Annotated in this window: 15 protein-coding genes and 1 pseudogene; 11 read left to right on the forward strand and 5 right to left on the reverse strand. The window is 70.2% G+C overall.

What is annotated here, in order from left to right; all coding sequences use genetic code 11:
* Position 1: 1 nt before the first annotated feature.
* The 9 genes from IE263_RS42930 to aspA all read left to right on the forward strand — a co-directional run bounded on the left by IE263_RS42930 (position 2) and on the right by aspA (position 10083).
* Positions 2-895 (forward strand): ABC transporter permease, encoded by an 894-nt coding sequence (locus IE263_RS42930; RefSeq protein ID WP_189943558.1) that lies wholly within the window; start codon positions 2-4, stop codon positions 893-895.
* Positions 892-1758 carry an ABC transporter permease gene (locus IE263_RS42935; protein WP_189943559.1) on the forward strand — a complete coding sequence of 289 codons (867 nt, stop codon included), beginning with the start codon at positions 892-894 and terminating at the stop codon, positions 1756-1758. The genes IE263_RS42930 and IE263_RS42935 overlap by 4 nt, the downstream gene beginning before the upstream one ends.
* On the forward strand, positions 1755-3113 hold the full coding sequence (locus tag IE263_RS42940; RefSeq protein WP_189943560.1) for an aminotransferase class III-fold pyridoxal phosphate-dependent enzyme: 1359 nt from the start codon (positions 1755-1757) through the stop codon (positions 3111-3113). The genes IE263_RS42935 and IE263_RS42940 overlap by 4 nt, the downstream gene beginning before the upstream one ends.
* Before the next feature lie 23 nt (positions 3114-3136).
* Positions 3137-4090, forward strand: coding sequence for a succinylglutamate desuccinylase/aspartoacylase family protein (locus IE263_RS42945; RefSeq protein ID WP_189943561.1), 954 nt, complete (start codon positions 3137-3139; stop codon positions 4088-4090).
* Positions 4087-5544, forward strand: a complete 1458-nt coding sequence (locus tag IE263_RS42950; RefSeq protein WP_189943562.1) for an aldehyde dehydrogenase family protein — start codon at positions 4087-4089, stop codon at positions 5542-5544. The genes IE263_RS42945 and IE263_RS42950 overlap by 4 nt, the downstream gene beginning before the upstream one ends.
* Positions 5541-6479 carry an aldo/keto reductase gene (locus IE263_RS42955; RefSeq protein ID WP_189943563.1) on the forward strand — a complete coding sequence of 313 codons (939 nt, stop codon included), beginning with the start codon at positions 5541-5543 and terminating at the stop codon, positions 6477-6479. The genes IE263_RS42950 and IE263_RS42955 overlap by 4 nt, the downstream gene beginning before the upstream one ends.
* A gap of 46 nt (positions 6480-6525) precedes the next feature.
* Complete coding sequence (locus IE263_RS42960; protein WP_152787970.1) at positions 6526-7197, forward strand: haloacid dehalogenase type II; 672 nt, start codon at positions 6526-6528, stop codon at positions 7195-7197.
* 48 nt (positions 7198-7245) lie between these two features.
* Positions 7246-8529: an NAD(P)/FAD-dependent oxidoreductase gene (locus tag IE263_RS42965; protein ID WP_189943564.1), complete on the forward strand. Its 1284-nt coding sequence runs from the start codon at positions 7246-7248 to the stop codon at positions 8527-8529.
* Positions 8530-8670: 141 nt separating this feature from the next.
* Positions 8671-10083 (forward strand): aspartate ammonia-lyase, encoded by a 1413-nt coding sequence (gene aspA / locus IE263_RS42970; RefSeq protein ID WP_189943565.1) that lies wholly within the window; start codon positions 8671-8673, stop codon positions 10081-10083.
* 629 nt (positions 10084-10712) lie between these two features.
* Here the strand turns inward: aspA and IE263_RS42975 are convergent.
* Positions 10713-11851, reverse strand: a pseudogene (locus tag IE263_RS42975) (ISAzo13 family transposase); the annotation flags it as partial.
* A 103-nt stretch (positions 11852-11954) separates the two neighbouring features.
* On the opposite strand from IE263_RS42975, the gene IE263_RS50225 reads away from it, so the two are divergent.
* Positions 11955-12101, forward strand: a complete 147-nt coding sequence (locus IE263_RS50225) for a hypothetical protein (protein WP_189943566.1) — start codon at positions 11955-11957, stop codon at positions 12099-12101.
* 65 nt (positions 12102-12166) lie between these two features.
* Here IE263_RS50225 and IE263_RS42985 read toward each other — a convergent pair whose 3' ends face one another.
* From IE263_RS42985 to IE263_RS42995, 3 genes are read right to left on the reverse strand one after another with little or no spacing between them, the layout of a single operon-like run.
* Positions 12167-13783: a tripartite tricarboxylate transporter permease gene (locus IE263_RS42985; protein WP_189943567.1), complete on the reverse strand. Its 1617-nt coding sequence runs from the start codon at positions 13781-13783 to the stop codon at positions 12167-12169.
* A gap of 24 nt (positions 13784-13807) precedes the next feature.
* On the reverse strand, positions 13808-14245 hold the full coding sequence (locus tag IE263_RS42990) for a tripartite tricarboxylate transporter TctB family protein (RefSeq protein ID WP_189943568.1): 438 nt from the start codon (positions 14243-14245) through the stop codon (positions 13808-13810).
* A 3-nt stretch (positions 14246-14248) separates the two neighbouring features.
* Complete coding sequence (locus IE263_RS42995; protein WP_229911487.1) at positions 14249-15265, reverse strand: tripartite tricarboxylate transporter substrate binding protein; 1017 nt, start codon at positions 15263-15265, stop codon at positions 14249-14251.
* Positions 15266-15341: 76 nt separating this feature from the next.
* Here IE263_RS42995 and IE263_RS49855 point away from each other — a divergent pair, with 76 nt between their 5' ends.
* Complete coding sequence (locus IE263_RS49855) at positions 15342-15545, forward strand: hypothetical protein (RefSeq protein WP_189943570.1); 204 nt, start codon at positions 15342-15344, stop codon at positions 15543-15545.
* Positions 15546-15651: 106 nt separating this feature from the next.
* On the opposite strand, the gene IE263_RS43005 is transcribed toward IE263_RS49855, so the two are convergent.
* On the reverse strand, positions 15652-16605 hold the full coding sequence (locus IE263_RS43005) for a 5-dehydro-4-deoxyglucarate dehydratase (RefSeq protein WP_189943571.1): 954 nt from the start codon (positions 16603-16605) through the stop codon (positions 15652-15654).
* Positions 16606-16628: the final 23 nt, after the last annotated feature.

Below are 16628 nucleotides of genomic sequence, written 5' to 3' on the forward strand. Positions count from 1 at the left end.
CATGGCCGCCCTCACCGCCACCGCCCCCGCCCGTCCGCGCAAGCTGCTGGCCTCGCGCAAGACCCGGGTCGGGATCCTCTACGCCCTGCCGGTCGTCGTCTACCTGCTGGTGCTGTTCATCTACCCGATCTTCAGCACGCTGCTCCTCAGCCTGAAGAGCGCCGACGGATCGTTCACCCTGCACTGGTACGTCGAGGCGCTGACCGGGGTCAACCTCTCCGTCCTGATCACCACGCTGCGGATCTCCGCCGAGACGGCGCTGCTCAGCCTCGTCTTCGGGTTCCTCCTGGCCAACGCGATCTCCCGGCTCAAGCCCCTGTGGGCGGGCCTTGCCATGCTGGTCGTCGTCGTCCCGCACTTCATCAGCGCCCTGGTGCGCACCTACGGCTGGATCATCATGCTCGGCGACAAGGGCCTGGTGAACGAGAGCCTGGCCGGCCTGTCGGCACCGGGGGCGCCGTACCAGCTGCTCTACAACGAGCTCGGCGTGGTCATCGGCACCACCTCGATGATGCTGCCCTACACCGTGCTGCTGCTGTACGGCGTGATGCGCGGCGTGGACCGGCGGCTGCTCGCCGCGGCGGCCAGCATGGGCGCGGGACGCGTGACCATCTTCCGCCGGGTCTACCTGCCACTGGTCGCCCCTGGCCTGGCCAGTGCCGGACTGCTCAGCTTCATCCTGTCGCTGGGCTACTACATCACCCCGGCCCTGATGGGCGGACCCAACCAGACGATGATCGCCACCCTCATCAACCAGCAGGTGACCAAGGACAACCAGTGGAACGGAGCGGCCGCCCAGGGAGTCATCCTGCTGCTGCTCACCCTCGCCGGACTGCTGCTGGTCAAGCTCGTCAGCTCCCTCGGCGCCAGCCGTAAGAAGAGGAGCGCGTCATGATGGAGCTGCGCAAGACCCTCGCCGGACGGATCGCCCTGACCGCGGTCGCCACCGTGATCCTGCTGTTCCTGGCGCTGCCGATCGTCGTCATCGTCGTCACCTCCTTCAGCAGCAACGCCTTCGCGCAGTTCCCGCCGGAAGTGTGGACGCTGAACTGGTACAAGGCGCTGTTCGCCGACGGCAGCAAGTGGCCGGCCGCGCTGTCACTGAGCGCCCTGATCGCCGCCCTGAGCACCGTGTTCTCACTGATCATCGGTGTGACCGCGGCGACCGCCCTCACACGCAGCGAACTGCCGCTGCGCTCGGCGGTCTACGCCCTGGTCCTCGGACCGCTGGTCATCCCGCAGATCGTCACCGCGCTGGGCCTGTTCCTGCTCTTCGAGCCCGCCGCGATGCTGGGCAGCCCGCTCGCCATCGCCCTGGGACACACCGTGCTGGCCTCGCCGATCGCGGTGCTCATCCTGATCGCGACCCTGCGCGGCATCGACGAACGCCTCGAGGACGCCGCCGCCAGCATGGGCGCCGGCCGTCTCACGATCGCCCGGCGGATCACCTTCCCCCTCGCCGCGCCCGGGATGATCGCGGCGGCGATCTTCTCCTTCATCACCAGCTTCGACGAGTTCTACATCTCCCAGTTCCTCTCCTCGGTCGACACCGTCACCCTGCCGGTGCGGGTCTACAACTCGCTGACCTTCGAGATCGACCCCAGCGTGACCGCGGTCAGCGCGATCCTCATCGCCTTCGCGATCCTCGCCCTCGGCCTGGTGGCCCTGGTGCGCTGGCTCGGCTCCGGACGGCAGAACTCCCTCCTGTCCGTCGAGACCGCGACAGGCGTCGCCACCCCCGGAGGCGATGCCATATGACCACCGTCGCTCAGCGGCACCTGCTGCTGAACATGACCGCCAACGGTTCGCTCGGCCCCAAGGGCGAAGACCTCCTCGTCGTCCGGCGAGGGGAGGGCCCGTACGTCGACGACGCGGAGGGCAGACGCTACATCGACGGTCTGTCAGGGCTGTACTGCTGCCAGCTCGGCTACTCCTACGGTCCCGAATTCGCCGAGGCGGCGGAGAAGCAGCTGCGCGAGCTGTGCTACAGCCCGCTGTGGACCGGCTCCGCGCACCCGACGGCGATCGAACTCGCCGAGCGGCTGTCCCGGATCGCCCCCGTCGACATCGAGCACACCTTCTTCTCGAGCGGCGGCGCCGAAGCCGTCGAGACCGCCTGGAAGATCGCCCGCCGCTACCACGCGCTGCGCGGCGAGCCGGGCCGCACCAAGGCCATCTCCCGGCGCGGCGCCTACCACGGGCTGACCATCGGCACCCTGTCGCTCACCGACGACCCCGGCCTGACGGAGCCGTACGGCCCGCCGGCGATCGACACCCGGTTCGTGTCCAACACCAACCGCTTCGGTCTCGCACCGGAGTACGCGGACGACGGCCTGTACACGGCCCGGCTGCTCGCCGAGCTGGAGGACACGATCCTGGCCGAGGGCCCGGAGACCGTCGCCATGCTCATCGCCGAGCCGGTGCAGAACCGCGGCGGCTGCATCACCCCGCCCAAGGGCTACTGGCAGGGTCTGCGGGCGCTGGCCGACCGGTACGGCTTCCTGCTCGTCGCCGACGAGGTGATCACGGCCTTCGGCCGGGTCGGCGAGTGGTTCGGCGGCGACCGCTACGGCGCCCGCCCGGACATCGTCACCGTCGCCAAGGGCATCACCGCCGGATACGCCCCCATGGGGGCCACCCTGGTCGGCACCAAGGTCACCGAGGTCATCAACCGGCCCGGCGCGGTCCTCAACCACGGCTACACGTTCGCAGGGCACCCGCTGAGCGCGGCCATCGCCCTGCGCAACCTGGAGATCATGGAGCGGGACCGGATCCTGGACAACGTCCGCGGACTCGAGGACCACCTCGCGAAACGCATGGCGTCCCTCACGGACCTGCCGATCGTCGGCGACGTCCGCGGCACCGGGTTCTTCTACTCCTGCGAACTCGCCGGCGACCTCGACGACGGCGGCTTCAGCGACTTGGCCCGCGCCGGCCTGATCGTCGACCTGATCCCCCGCCGGATGCGCGAGGCCGGCCTTCTCGCCCGCGTCTACAACCGGTCCGCGCCGCTGGTGCAGATCGCGCCCCCGCTGATCAGCGACCGCTTCCTCCTGGACCGTATCGCCGACATCCTCGCGGACATCCTCGCCGAGGCGTCCGCCCGCATCTGATCCACTTGTTGGGAAGGAACGACATGTACTCCATCGATTCGCTGACCGTCGCCCCGGGCGAGCGCGCCCAGGGCCTGATCCCGGTCGGCACCAGCAGCTACGGAGTGGAGCTCGGCATTCCGCTGATCGTCGTCAACGGCGCGCAGGACGGCCCCGTCCTGTGTGTGGACGCGGGCGTGCACGGCGACGAGTACGACGGCCAGGAGGCCGTCCGCCGTGTCCTCGCCGAGATCGACCCGGCCACCCTGCGCGGCACCGTCGTCGGCATCCCCTGCCTGAACACCCCGGCCTTCGAGGCGGCGGCCCGCACCAGCGGCCTCGACCACCTCAACCTCAACCGCATCTTCCCGGGCGACGCGGAGGGCTCGTACTCCCAGCGCCTGGCCGCCACCTTCGTCGAGAAGGTCGTCCCCGCCGTCGACGCCGTGGTCGACCTGCACACCGGCGGCGCCTACGGCGAGATCGCCCCGCTCGTCATCCTCCAGGGCGGCTACGAGGAGCTGGCGACGGACCTGGCCCTCGCCGCCGGGCACGAGCTGGTCTGGAAGGGCGGCAAGTGGGGCGGCACGGTCCGCCACCCCGCCCTCGCGGCCGGCAAGCCCGCCATCACCATCGAGGTCGGCGGCGGCACCTACCGCGAGGCCAACGTCGAGACGCACATGAACTCGATCCGCAACGTCCTGCGCCAGTTCCGCATGATCGACGGCGAGGTGCAGCTGCGGGACACCTACACGACCGTCTCCGGCACCTTCGCCCGCTCCGCCGCCGGCGGCTTCTTCGTCGGGCACGCCGAGCCGGGGGAGACCTGCAAGGAAGGCGACCTGATCGCCACCATCTCCGACCACTACGGCAACACGCTGGAGGAGGTCCGCGCCCCGCAGGAGGGCATCGTGCTGTGGGTGCGCCGGATTCGTACGGTCCGCCCCGGCGACGAGGTCGTCATCTTCGGTGAGGTGCAGGGGGAGATCCGGCCGTGAGCGCCGAACTTCAGTTGACCGAGCTGCTGATCGACGGCAAGCACAGACCGGCTGCCGACGGACGCTCCTTCACCGTCCTGGACCCGTCCGACGGGACGGCCATCGCCCGGGTGGCGCTGGCCGGCACGGCGGACGTGGACCAGGCGGTGGCCGCGGCGAGGGCGGCCCTCACCGCCCCCGAGTGGGCCCGGATGCGTGCCGCCGACCGGGGCCGGATCCTGTACCGGATCGCCGAGGCCATCCGCTACCAGGGTGAACGGCTGGCCCGCCTGGAGAGCCAGGACGTCGGCAAGCCGCTCCGCCAGGCCAAGGCCGATGTCGAAGCGGCGGCCCGCTACTTCGAGTTCTACGCGGGCGCCGCCGACAAGCTCGGCGGCACGACGATCCCTCTCGGGCCCGGCCTGATCGACTACACGGTCCGTGAGCCGATCGGTGTCTCCGGCCAGATCATCCCGTTCAACTACCCGCTGCAGAACACCGCGCGGGGCTCGGCTCCGGCACTCGCGGCAGGTTGCACGGTGGTGCTCAAGCCGTCGCCGGAGGCGCCGCTCACCCCGCTGGAGATCGGCAGGATCGCCCTCGAGTGCGGTCTTCCGCCGGGCGTGCTGAACGTGGTCCCGGGTGACGGCGAGACCGGCGCGGCCCTCGCCGGCCACCCGGACATCAACCAGGTCACCTTCACCGGGTCGGTGCCGACCGGTATCAAGGTCGCCCAGGCGTCCGCCGCCAACGTGGTGCCGTCGGTCACCGAGCTGGGCGGCAAGTCGCCGGTCGTCGTCTTCGCCGACGCCGACTTCGACCTGGCGCTGACCGCCATCGCGGCCTCGGCCTTCGGCAACGCGGGCCAGACCTGCTCGGCCGGCACCCGGCTGCTGCTCCAGCGCGGCGCCGAGGAGTTCCTCGACAAGCTGGTCTCACACGCCGCCTCACTGCGCGTCGGCCCGGGGCTCACCGACCCGGACATCGGCCCGCTGGTCGCCGCCCGGCAGCGCGACCGGGTGCTGAGCTACGTGGACCTGGCCCGACAGGAGGGCGCGACGGTCCGCGTCGGCGGCGCCCCGTCCGACCCGGCCCTGGCCGACGGCTACTACGTCGAGCCGACCGTCCTCACCGGCCTCACCAACGACGCCCGGTGCGCCCGCGAGGAGATCTTCGGCCCCGTCGTCACCGTCATCGAGTTCGACGAAACCGAAGAGGCCCTGGACATCGCCAACGACAGCCCGTACGGCCTGGCTTCCTACGTCTGGACCCGCGACATCGACAAGGCGATGCGGCTGGCCGAGGGCATCCGGGCCGGTCAGGTCTACGTCAACGCCACCGGTGTCGGCACCGGCGTCGAGCTCCCCTTCGGCGGCTACAAGCACAGCGGCTGGGGCCGGGAGAAGGGCCTGGCAGGCCTGGACAGCTATGTGCAGACCAAGAACGTCTGCATCGGGTTCGGGAACCGGTCATGAGGTACCGCACCCTGGGCGAGCGTGGTCCGGCCGTCTCCGCGGTCGGCGTCGGTGGCAACAACTTCGGCTCCCGCCTCGACGAGGACGGCACGAAGGCCGTCGTCCACGCGGCCCTCGACGCAGGGATCACCCTGTTCGACACGGCCGACATGTACGGCGGGTTCGGCGAGAGCGGCAGCGGGCGCGGCGACGGCGAACGGCTCTTGGGTGCCGCTCTCAAGGGGCACCGGGACGACGTCGTCCTGGCCACCAAGTTCGGTATGGAGATGGGCCCGGACGCGGACCAGTACGGCCGACGCGGCGCCCGCCCCTACATCCGGTACGCCGTCGAGGCGTCCCTGCGCCGGCTCGGCACCGACCGGATCGACCTGTACCAGTACCACGAGCCGGACGGCGTCACCCCGCTGGAGGAGACGGTGGCCGCGCTTCAGGAGCTGGTGGACGAGGGCAAGATCGGTTTCATCGGCTGCTCCAACCTGCCGGCCGAGCACCTCACCGACGCCTTCGTGTCCACCCAGGCCCGCTACCACCTGCTCGACCGCGGCGTGGAGCAGGACCTGATCCCGGCCTGTCTGCGCCACGGCGTCGGCCTGCTGCCGTACTACCCGCTGGCGAACGGCCTGCTCAGCGGCAAGTACCGGCGCGGAGAGCAGCCGCCGCCCGGCAGCCGTCTGTCCTGGCGGCAGGGCTGGCTCACCGACGAGGCCCTGGACCGCGTCGAGGCGCTCACCGCGTACGGCGCCGAACGCGGCCTGACCCTCCTCCAGGTGGCGGTGGGCGGACTCGCCGCCCTGCCCGCCGTCGGCTCCGTCATCTGCGGCGCCATGACCCCCGAACAGGTCACCGCCAACGCGGCGGCGGCCGACTGGGTCCCCGACGCGGCCGACCTGGCCGCCCTGGACGCGATCGTCACCCCCGGCGAACGCGTCGTCTGAAGTCCCCCACTCCCTCTGGAAAACCGCGAGATAGAGGCTGAACACCATGCGAGAGATCGTCACCTTCGACGCCTATGGAACCCTGGTCGACTTCCAGCTCGGCCCCACCACCCTGAAGATACTTTCCGACTCCGGCCGGCTGGACCTGGACAACCTGGACGTCGACGAGTTCCTCGACGACTTCCGCGTCATGCGCTTCCAGGCCGTCCTGGAGGCCTACCGCCCCTACCACGAGATCCTGCCCTCCAGCCTGAAGAACGCCATGCGCCTGCACGGCCTGGAGTACCGCGACTCCGACGGCGAGGCCCTCGTGGACGCCGTCCCCACCTTCGGCCCCTTCCCGGAGGTGCCGGAGGCCCTGCGCGCGCTGAAGACCAAGTACGAGATCGCCATCATCTCCAACACCGACGACAACCTGATCGCGCGGAACGTCGAGAACATCGGCGTCGAGTTCGACTACGTCATCACCGCCCAGCAGGCCGGCGCCTACAAGCCGGACCGGCAGACCTTCAAGCACGCCTTCCGGACCATGGGCGTCGAGCCGTCCCAGGTCATCCACACCGCGCAGGGCTGGGAGTACGACCACATTCCGACCCGCGACCTCGGCCTGAAGCGCCGCGTGTGGATCAACCGCTACGGCCGCCCGGGCAGCGCCGACTACCAGCCGTACGACGAGCTGCCCGACCTGTCGGGCCTGCCGAAGCTGCTCGGCTGCTGACCGACGGCGCAACGGCGAAACAGACCGAGAACACAGAGGACGCACGCCATGAAGCAGATCCCCTACTGGCTGGACACAGCCCCCGCCCTGCCCGACCGTTCCGGAAAGGACCTGCCCGACGAGGCGGACGTGGTGGTGATCGGCGGCGGTCTCACCGGCCTGTCCACCGCCTATCACGCCGCCCGCAAGGGCGCCCGGACCGTCCTCGTCGAGAAGGACAAGGTGGGCTCGGGCGCCTCCGGGCGCAACGGCAGCATGTGCACCCAGGGCATCACCATCAGCCCCGCCGAGGCGCGCAAGCGCTACGGGCAGGAGCGGGCCCGTGAGCTGTACGACGCCTTCCGCGAGGCGGTCGACGTCGTCGAGGAGCTCACCCACACCGAGAACATCGACTGCGACTTCAACCGCTCGGGGCGCCTCGGCGCCGTCTGCAAGCCCGGGCACTTCGAGGGCCTGCGGGCCAAGCAGCGCGACCTGGCCGAGAACTTCGGCCACGAGACGGTCGTCCTGAGCAAGAGCGAGCTGCGGGCCGAGCTCGGCACGGACTACTACCACGGCGCCCTGCTCGACCCGCTCAGCGCGGGCCTGCACGTGGGCAAGTTCGTCGGCGGCCTCGCGGACGCCGCCGAGCGTGCCGGCGCCGATATCCACGAGCGCAACGCCGCCACCGGCCTCACCCGCCTCCCTGGCGGCGGCTTCCTGGTGGAGACCCTGCACGGCACCATCCGTGCCAAGCAGGTCATGGCGGCGACGGACGCCTACACCGACAAGTCGATGCCGTGGTTCCGGAAGCGGCTGATCAACGTCGGCAGCTTCATCATCGTCACCGAGCCGCTGGGGGAGGCGCGCGCCAAGGAGCTCATCCCGAACGGCCGCCTGCTGGTCGCCCACAAGAATGTCGGCCACTACGTCCGCCTCACGCCGGACAACCGCCTCGCCTTCGGCGGCCGGGCCCGCTTCGCCCCCTCCAACCCGGCCTCCGACATCAAGAGCGGTGACATCCTCAAGCGGGAGATGACCGAGATCTTCCCGCAGCTGGCGGGGGTGCGCATCGACTACGTGTGGGGCGGCATGGTCGGTTTCTCCTGGGACCGCATTCCGCACGCGGGCGAGGTGAACGGCCTCTACTACTCCATGGGCTACTGCGGCCACGGCGTCCAGATGGCCACCTACATGGGCCGCGCGGTCGCCGAGATGATGGACGGCAAGCCGGAGGCCAACCCGCTGCGCGGCTTCGGCTTCCCCAAGGTTCCCGTCCCCTTCTACAACGGCACCGCCTGGTTCCTGCCGTTCGGCGGCGCCTACTACAAGGCGAAGGACAAGCTGCTCTGAGCCGACGCCGAAGGTGACACTGCGGGGACTTTCCGCGAAGCGGTCGTGGGAAGTCCCCGCGGTGTCGGATCGCGCCACTCCGTTGCCGCGCCCCTCGTACATCCCAGCCCCAACCCGCTCCGAGAGAAGGCCCGCACCGCCATGACCGCCGCAGCCACCCGCAGCGAGCACGACCTGCTCGGCGACCGCGACGTCCCCGCCGAGGCGTACTGGGGCATACACACCCTGCGCGCCACGGAGAACTTCCCCATCACCGGCACGCCGATCTCCGCCTACCCGTACCTGATCGAAGCCCTGGCCGCCGTGAAGGAGGCCGCCGCCCTCGCCAACGAGGAACTGGGCCTCCTGGAGCCGGGAAAGGCGGCCGCGATCGTCGAGGCCTGCCAGGAGATCCGCGCAGGCAAGCTGCACGACCAGTTCGTCGTCGACGTCATCCAGGGCGGCGCAGGCACCTCGACCAACATGAACGCCAACGAGGTCGTGGCGAACCGCGCGCTGGAGCTGCTGGGTCACCTCAGGGGCCAGTACGAGTATCTGCACCCCAACGAGGACGTCAACCTCGGCCAGTCGACCAACGACGTCTACCCGACCGCCGTGAAGATCGCGACGGTGTTCGCGGTGCACGGCCTGCTCAGGGCCATGTTCGTGCTCCAGGACGCCTTCGCCGCCAAGGCGGTCGAGTTCCGCGACGTGCTGAAGATGGGCCGCACCCAGCTGCAGGACGCCGTGCCGATGACGCTCGGTCAGGAGTTCTCGGCGTACGCGGTCATGCTGGACGAGGACCGCAGCCGTCTCGCCGAGGCCGTGGAGCTGATCCACGAGATCAACCTCGGTGCCACCGCGATCGGCACCGGCCTCAACGCGCCCGCCGGCTACGCCGAGTCGGCCCGCCGCCACCTCGCCGGGATCACCGGGCTGCCGCTGGTGACCGCCGCCAACCTGGTCGAAGCCACCCAGGACTGCGGGGCGTTCGTCCAGATGTCCGGCGTGCTCAAGCGGATCGCGGTCAAGCTCTCCAAGAGCTGCAACGACCTGCGCCTGCTCTCCTCCGGTCCGCGCGCCGGGCTGGGCGAGATCAACCTGCCGCCCGTACAGGCCGGTTCGTCGATCATGCCGGGCAAGGTCAACCCGGTGATCCCCGAAGCCGTCAACCAGGTCGCCTTCGAGGTGATCGGCAACGACGTCACCATCACCATGGCCGCCGAGGCCGGACAGCTCCAGCTCAACGCCTTCGAGCCGATCATCCTGCACTCGCTGTCGGAGTCGATCAACCATCTGCGCGCCGCCTGCCTGACTCTCGCCGAGCGCTGCGTGGACGGCATCACTGCCAACACCGAGGCGCTGCGCGCGAGCGTGGAGAACTCCATCGGCCTGGTCACTGCTCTCAACCCGCACATCGGCTACACGGCGGCCACCGACATCGCCAAGGAGGCCCTCGTCACCGGCCGCGGCGTCGCCGAACTGGTCCTGGAACGACGCCTGTTGCCGGCCGAGATGCTCGCCGACCTGCTCCGCCCCGAGGTCGTGGCAGGTAGAGGCCAAGCCCTGGCCTGACATGCCCGGCGCACCGGCGTACCGACTCGGCGGGCAACGGACGCGCGCCGAGGCGGCTTCGTCGGGTCGGCCGTGCAGCTGGGTGGCGAAGGCGTCCCGACCGTTGACCGATCTGCGGCGTCACCGGGCCGGGCTCGATCCGATCGGGCTCATCGCCCGGTGCCGCAGCTAGGGCCCGTCGATGAATTAGTAGTGCGTGTCGTGTCAACTCGTGCCTGACGTCGCGTTCATGACGATCTGGCCAGTTCGGTGGGGTCGATGAGCCGGACTGGGAGCGGCTCGCTGTGGTCGCCGTGCCGTTGGAGCAGGGGGCGGGTCTGCTGGATGAGGGTGCGCATCTGGTTCTCGCCGATATGGAAGAGGTGGGCGAGAAGCGAGGCGGGCAGGCCGCGCTGGTCCAGGACGGCGGCCCAGATGATGTTCTCGACAGCCGGTTTCCGGTGCCGGGGCCGTTGTTCCGGCGGCATCGCGTCGATCATGTCGCGGAGCTCGGCGACGAGGCGGTCCAGGGCCTGGCGGGTGATGCCGGTGAGGGCGGGGTGGGTGGTCAGGGCCGTGTCGAAGGTGTGGGCCGTGCGGGGGTGAGCGCGGCGGCCGGGCGGCTGCAGCGGCACCGGCGGGACGCCGGGCTGGGGCGGGATGGTGTAGTTCCACTCGCCGTGGAAGCCATCGGTGTTGATCTTCAGGGCGGCGGCGTGTTGTGCGTCGATCTCGATTCCCGTGGGGTATTTGGTCTCGTCCAGCCGCGAGGTCACGCGCAGTCCGGTCCGGGTGGTGGTGGAGGCGATCAGGTTCAGCGCGACGTCGAGGCTGGTCAGCGGGCGGGCACGCCAGTTCATGGAGATGAAGGAGAACAGCCGGTGCTCGACCCGGTTCCACTTCGATGTTCCCGGCGGCAGGTGGCACACGCTGATCTCCAGGCCGGTCTCGGTGGCCAGAACGGCGAGGTCGGCCTTCCAGGCTTTGGCGCGGGAGCTGTTGGAGCCGCCGTCGGCGGTGATCAGCAGACGCTTCACGTCGGGGTAGGCGGCGTGGCCTTCCTCGTTCCACCAGCGGCGCAGGGCGGCGACGGCGAACGCGGCGGTGTCGTGGTCGGTGCCGACCACGACGAAGCCGGCGTTGCGTCCCACGTCGTAGATGCCGTAGGGGATCGCGGTGCCGGTGGCCTGGGAGGGGAAGCCGTGGTCGAGGACCTTGAGTGGACTGCCCGGCGGGACCCACGCCCGTCCGGCCTGTGCGAACAGTCCGATCTGTTCCTTCTTCTTCGTGTCCACGCTGATCACCGGGTCGCCCGCGTCCAGAAACCGGCTCACCTGGGCGTTGAGGTGCCGGAACTGGGCGTCGCGGTCGGGATGCGCGCTGCCCGCCAGGACGCGGGCGTTTCCGCGCAGGCTGAATCCGGCCTCCTTCAGCAGTGCGGCGACCGTGTCCCGTCCGACGTCGTGTCCCCGGGCGGCCAGCTCCCGCGCCAGGTTCCGCAGCGACTTCGTGGTCCAGGTCAGCGGCCCTATCGGGTCGCCCTGCGTGCTGTCGTCGACCAGGTCCAGCAGCGCGGTACGCAGTCCGGGGTCCTTGTCGGCCGCGGCCGGGCGGCCCCCGCCGGCGCGGCGCACCCGGCCCTCCGGTTCGGCACCCTGCTCGAGATCGGCCATGCCCCGGCTGACACAGCCCTTCGACACCCCGGCAGCTCGGACACGGCGGCGATCCCACCGTGTCCGAGCTGCCGGGCCTCCGCGCCGTACCACAAGCGGCGCTGGCGCTCGTTCAAGTCAACACATAGATTCCCGACGGCCCCTACAAGGGTTGATGTCTGATCAGGCGGGTGCGGCGCGGGCGAGGCCGGCCCGGGCAGCTCCAGCAGCGTCTTGCGGGTGATCCGGCACCGCGCCGAGGGTGAGCTGATCGCCCCTCATGCGGTGTGCCAGGACGGCGCGGTCGCTCCGGTCAGCCGACGCGGTATCACCGCGGTCATCGCCCAGTACACCCGCGACTCGGAGGTGCGGGGCTGGTGTTCGTAGTCGCGTGCCAGCGGCTCGCTGCCCACGGCCACCGGTGCCTACAGCAGCCTGGCCCGGTCCAGGGCTCAGCCCGGATGCTGTGGCTCCTCGCTGTGGCCGCCGGGTTCGGCCGCCGTACGGGGGTGGTCCGGGGTTCGCTCCGGGGTGGTCGTGGTGTCGGGGTGGGGGACGGTCGCGGGGGTGTCGGGAGGTCCGGGCTGCCGGAGCTTCTTGCGGAGGCTGAGGAGGGGTACGGCGACCGTGAAGACGACGACGAAGGCGAGCAGCGTGGCGGAGACGGGGCGGCCCAGGAAGCCGGTCACGTCGCCGTCGAACATCCGCATCGAGCGCCGGAAGTCTGTCTCCAGCAGGTTGCCGAGCACGAAGGCGAGGACGAGCGGGCCGGGCGGCAAACCGACCTTCTTCATCAGGTAGCCGACGACGCCGAGCACGACCACGGCGAGCATGTCGAACATGCTGGAGCGGATCGTGTAGACGCCGATCATGGTGATGAGCACGGTCAGCGGCGCCAGGATGCTGGCCCGGACGCGCAGCACGCGGACGAACAGCCCGATCAGCGGCATGCTGAGGATGATCAGGAACAGGTTCCCGATGTACATGGAGTCGATGACGCCCCAGAACACCTCGGGATGTTCGTCGATCATCTGCGGGCCCGGGGTCACGCCCGCCAGCAGCAGGGCGCCGAACATGACGGCCATGGTCGCGTTGGCCGGGATGCCGAGGGTGAGCAGCGGGATGAACGAGGAGGTGGCGGCGGTGTTGTTGGCCGCCTCCGGGCCCGCGACCCCCTCGATCGCGCCCTTGCCGAACCGCTCGGGCGTCCTGGAGGAGCGCTTCTCGACCGTGTACGCGACCATCGAGGCCATCGTGGCGCCGCCGCCGGGAAGGATGCCGAGGAAGAAGCCCACCACTGTCCCCCGGGCGATCGCCCACCTGGACTGCAGGAACTCCGCCCGGCTGGGCCGGGCCCGGCCGACGCGGGGCTTCGGCGGGGCGCCCTGGCGAAGGCCTTCGAGGCTGTGCAGGATCTCGCCGATGCCGAACAGGCCCATGGCGAGGATGACGAAGTCGAGCCCGTCGGCGAGTTGGTCGCTGCCGAAGGTGTAGCGGGCGCTGCCCAGGAGCGGGTCGCGGCCCACGGTGGCGAGCAGCAGCCCGATGCTGCCCGCAAGGAGGCTGCGGCGCAGGGATCCGGTACTCAGGGTGGAGATCATCAGGATGCCGAGCAGCGCGAGCGCGGCGTACTCCGGCGGGCCGAAGGCCAGACCCCAGCCCGCCACCAACGGGGCCGCCACGGTCAGTGCGACGATGCCTACGGTGCCGCCGATGAAGGAGGCGATCGCGGCGATGCCGAGCGCGGATCCGGCGCGGCCCGTGCGGGCCATCTCGTAGCCGTCGATGGCGGTCACCACCGTCGAGGCCTCTCCGGGCAGGCGGAGCAGCACCGAGGTGACCGTGCCGCCGTACTGGGCGCCGTAGAAGATGCCGGCGAGCAGGATGATCGCCGAGGCAGGTTCGAGGGTGTAGGTGACCGGCAGCAGGATGGCGATGGTGGCGGCCGGGCCGAGGCCGGGCAGCACGCCGACCAGCATGCCGAGGGTCACCCCGATCAGGCAGTACAGCAGGTTCTGCGGCTCGAAGACCACGCCGAAGCCGTCCAGAGCGGGAGCGAGGAAGTCCATCGGGTTCTCACAGGTGTCGAGGGATCAGAACGCGACGAGATGAGGCAGCGAGACGCCCAGCGCGACGATGAAGAGCAGATAGGACGCTGCACACGCGGCCAGCGCCACGGCCAGGCTGAGCCGCCAGCTGTCCCGGCCGAAGCCGCGCATCCACAGCACCAGCAGGAGCACCGTCATGACCTCGAAGCCCACCCGCTCGATGAGCAGGGTGTACGCGACCAGCGACAGAGCTCCCAGGGCCACCACGGCGGTTTGCCGGCTGAACGGTTCCTGCTCGGTGTCCGCGCCGGGATTGAGGAGCAGCGAGGCGGACAGCGTCACCATGGTGAGGCTCACGATCAGGGGCCACAGCCCGGGGCCGGGGTCGGCGGGCGATCCCAGTCCCATCGATACGGCCGCCAGGGCGGCGAGGGCGCCGATGCCGAGCGGCACCAGCGCCCCCAGTCGTGCCTGGGTCCTCATGCCTCAGCCCTCGGTCTTCAGGTCCAGATCGAACTTGTCGATGAGCTCGCCGTAGCGCTTCTTGGCGGTCTCGACCTGCTTGACGACGGCGTCCGGCGAGGCCTCCCAGCGGCCGATGTAGTTGTTCTCCAGGAACTTGCCGTACTCCGGGTCTTGGAATGCCTTCTTCAGCGCCGCTCGCAGCTCGGAGACGACGTTGTCCGGCAGTCCTGCCGGGCCGGCGACCCAGCGGCGCTGGTCCACGACGACGTCGTGGCCGGACTCGACAGCGGTGGGCACGTCGGGCAGGAAGTCGATGCGCTCCTTGGCGAAGACCGCCAGTGGACGCAGCTTTTCGGACGTGAGATGGGGAGCGGCCTCGGCCACATGGACGGCGCCGACGTCCACCTGGCTGCCCAGCAGCGCGGTCACTGTGGGCGCGCCGCCGTCGAACGGGATGCCGCTGGCTTTGACGCCGGCGTTGCCGAAGAGGAGGGCCTGGGCCAGCTCACTGCCGGTGCCGGCGCCTGTGGTGCCGTACTTGACCGACTTCTTCGCGAGCAGGTCGTCGAGGGTCTCGATGTCCGACTGCGCCGGGACGACGAGGACGTAGTCCTCCACGGTCAGCCCGGAGATGACGTCCATGTCGGACATCTTGATCGGGTCATCGTCGACGACGGTGTGCGGGCCGATCGACATGAGCGACTGGAAGAGCATGACCAGGCTGTAGCCGTCGGGCTCGCGGCCCAGGATCTCCTTGCCGCCCACGGCGCCGTTGGCGCCGGGCTTGTTCTCCACCACAACGGACTGTCCCAGGGGGTCCTCCAACGCCTTGGCGGCGGCGCGCGATATCAGGTCGGTGCTGCCGCCCGGGTCGGAAGGCGCGGTCCACTCCACGGTCTTGGTGGGATAGTTCTCGGCGTCTTCGCCGCTGCCCCCGCCGCCCTGGACCCCTCCGCACGAGGTGAGGGTGAAAAGCGCAGCGGCGCAGACAGCCGCGCCGGCGAGGTGCCGGCCCTGGCGCAGTCGGGCCTGGAACATCATTGTTCTCCTTCATGGGTGGGGTTCTGGCCGGCCGGGGTCACCACCGCGGGAGCGGTGGCTGCGTCCAGTCGGGGTGCTTGCGCCGCATGGCCGCGACGTCGTCGCAGTCGTGGCATTGCGGCGTCCGGTTGAACCGTTCGTGCAGGCGGGCTGGCACCAGGGCGTGGACGGCCGCGATCTCCTCGTCGGGGTGGTCGCGGCTGCCGTAGGTCTCACCGATACCGACGACGCCGTCGGAGGTCTCTGTCTGACGATGCTGCCGGGTGTGGACGGCTGATGCGCACCAAGGAAGTTGAACAGCGGCGGGTCACTGATGAGGATGGGGGTGACGGTCACCGTGACGATGCGAGGCGCGCTGCTGAGCACGACGGTCCGTCACTTCCTCACCTGTCCGTTGCGAGCGCCAGGCCGGTGTGCAGGAGGGCCTCGAGTTGCCCCAGGTGGTCAGGGGCCGGTTCCATCAGGGGCGCGCGGACCGGGCCGACCGGGGCTCCGCGGAGCCGGGCCGCCGCCTTGACCAGGGACACCGCATAACCCGTGCCCTGGTCGCGCAGTTCGACGAGGGGCAGGTAGAACTCCCTCAGCAGGTGTTCCATTCTTGGGTGGTCTCCGGCCCGGTGCGCCGCGTAGAAGGCGCCCGCGATCTCGGGTGCGAAGGCGTGGACCGCCGAGGAGTAGGCGGGGATGCCGATGCTCGCGTACGCCCGTACCTGCATCTCGGCGGTGGCCACGCCGTTGAAGAACAGCCAGTCGCCGGGCGCCACCAGCCGCAGCCGCTGCATCTGATCGAGGTCGCCGTGCCCGTCCTTGAGGCCGACGACGCCGTCGACCGTGGCCAGTTCCCTGGCCGCGGCGGTGCTCAGCTTGACCTGCCCGCGCTGGTAGACGATCAGGGGAAGGGGCGAGCCGCCCGCCACCGCGCGGACATGGTCCACATATCCGCGCTGCGGGGCGGAGATGAGGTAGTGCGGCATGAGCAGCCCGGCGTCCGCGCCGGCCCCCTCTGCGAGCCGGGCGAACTGCAGCCCGAGCGACCAGCCGTACCCGACGCCGGCCACCACCGGCACCTGTCCCGCCACCACCTCGACGGCGGCGCGTACGACGGCGTGGTACTCCTCGGCGGACAACGAGAAGAACTCACCGGTTCCGCAGGCGACGAAGACGGCACCCGGACCGGCGGCGAGCTGCGCAGCCAGGTGGGTGCGGAAGCCGTCGAGGTCGAGGCCGCCTTCGGCGTTGAAGGATGTCAGCGGGAAGGACAGGACACCCTGCGCCATCCCTTTGCGCAGCCGATCCGCCGTCTCGCGGTCGCGCTCGATATCCCGAGTCGTCTCCATGCGCGTCACCTGTCTCCGTATGT

It is taken from the genome of Streptomyces aurantiogriseus (assembly GCF_014649375.1).
GTDB lineage: Bacteria > Actinomycetota > Actinomycetes > Streptomycetales > Streptomycetaceae > Streptomyces > Streptomyces aurantiogriseus.